This is a genomic window from Acidovorax sp. ACV02, assembly GCF_014851475.1.
In the GTDB taxonomy this organism is placed as follows: Bacteria; Pseudomonadota; Gammaproteobacteria; order Burkholderiales; family Burkholderiaceae_C; genus Acidovorax; species Acidovorax delafieldii.
Genome location: NZ_JACUZU010000020.1, coordinates 1 through 1,608, shown reverse-complemented (window position 1 = coordinate 1,608; position 1,608 = coordinate 1). Strand labels below are relative to the sequence as shown.

The window sequence follows — 1,608 nt, the reverse complement described above, 5'->3', positions numbered from 1 at the left end:
GGGGATGCGGACAAAAACTTGGACTACCAGGAGGTAGTTCATGTATTCCTACGAAGATCGAATCCGAGCCGTTGAGCTCTACATCAAGCTGGGCAAGCGCGTCAGGCCCACCATACGGCAGCTGGGCTATCCGACGAAGAATTCTTTGAAGGGTTGGTACAACGAGTACCAGTTCAAGCTCGACTTGTCCGCTGGCTACGCAGGCCGTGAACCGAAGTTCTCGCAGGCGCAGAAGGCTGCAGCCATCGAGCACTACCTCACCCACGATCGATGCATCGCCGCCACCATGAGGGCGCTGGGCTACCCTGGTCGTGGAACGCTGACCAAGTGGGTTCGTGAGGCCTTCCCTGAGACCAGGAAGGCAGTCGTTGGCAGTGTGGGCCAACGAAGGTACCCCGAGAGCTTGAAGCGAGCGGGAGTGATGGAGCTTTGCACTCGGCAGGAAAGTGCACAGGCCGTTGCCGACAAGCTCGGCGTGTGCCGGCCAACGTTGTACAACTGGAAGAACCAGCTTCTGGGACGTGAGGCACCCGCATCAATGAAACACACCAATCAATCCCCGCAGGCGCGAGAGCGTGAAGAGCTCGAGCGCCAGGTTGAGATACTGCGCCTCGAAGTCAGGCAACTGCGCCTTGAGCAGGACCTCTTGAACAAGGCCAATGAACTGTTAAAAAAAGGCCTGGGCGTCGATCTACAGCTCCTGTCCAACCGGGAGAAGACACTGCTGATTGACGCCCTCAAGGAGCACTATGACTTGCCTGAGCTCCTTGGACAGTTGGGTCTTGCACGTAGCTCGTACTTCTACCATCGGGCCCGCACAGCGGTCGGCGACAAGTACCTTGGTGTGCGCCAATCCCTCACCGAGATCTTCGAGTCAAACCACCGCTGCTACGGCTACCGCAGGCTGCAGGCCTCGCTGACCAAGCAGGACGTCACCATCTCCGAGAAGGTGGTGCAGCGGCTGATGAAACAAGAAAGCCTGGTCGTTGCAAAGCCAAAGCGGCGCCGTTACGCGTCGTACCTCGGCGAGATCAGCCCCGCACCCGAGAACATCATCAACCGTGACTTCCAGGCTGCAGCCCCCAACGAGAAATGGCTGACCGACATCACAGAGTTCCAGATCCCTGCGGGCAAGGTGTACCTGTCACCGATCATCGATTGCTTCGACGGGATGGTGGTGAGCTGGACCATTGGCACGAGCCCGGACGCTGAACTGGTCAACACCATGCTGGATGCTGCTATCGAGACAGTGGCAGAAACCACCGCTAGGCCGGTAGTTCATTCCGATCGCGGAGGGCACTACCGCTGGCCTGGCTGGCTATCGAGAATGAGCGATGCCAAGCTCACCCGCTCCATGTCACGTAAGGCGTGCTCGCCTGACAACGCGGCGTGTGAGGGCTTCTTCGGCCGGCTGAAGAATGAGCTGTTCTATCCTCGGGACTGGAAGGGCACGACCATCGAGCGGTTCATTGAGGTGGTCGACGACTACATCCGCTGGTACAACGAGAAGCGGATCAAGATCTCTCTTGGCTCCCTCAGCCCTATCGAATACCGGGTGAGCCTTGGACTTGCGGCATAAAACCAGTCCAAGTTTTTATCCGCACCCCC

At 58.5% G+C, this 1,608-nt stretch carries 1 protein-coding gene; it reads left to right on the top strand.

The annotated features are described in order from the left end of the window. Positions 1 to 40: 40 nt before the first annotated feature. The gene (locus tag IB236_RS24145) at positions 41 to 1,579 is read left to right on the top strand and encodes an IS3 family transposase (RefSeq protein WP_192422479.1); all 1,539 of its coding nucleotides are present in this window, start codon (positions 41 to 43) and stop codon (positions 1,577 to 1,579) included. Positions 1,580 to 1,608: the final 29 nt, after the last annotated feature.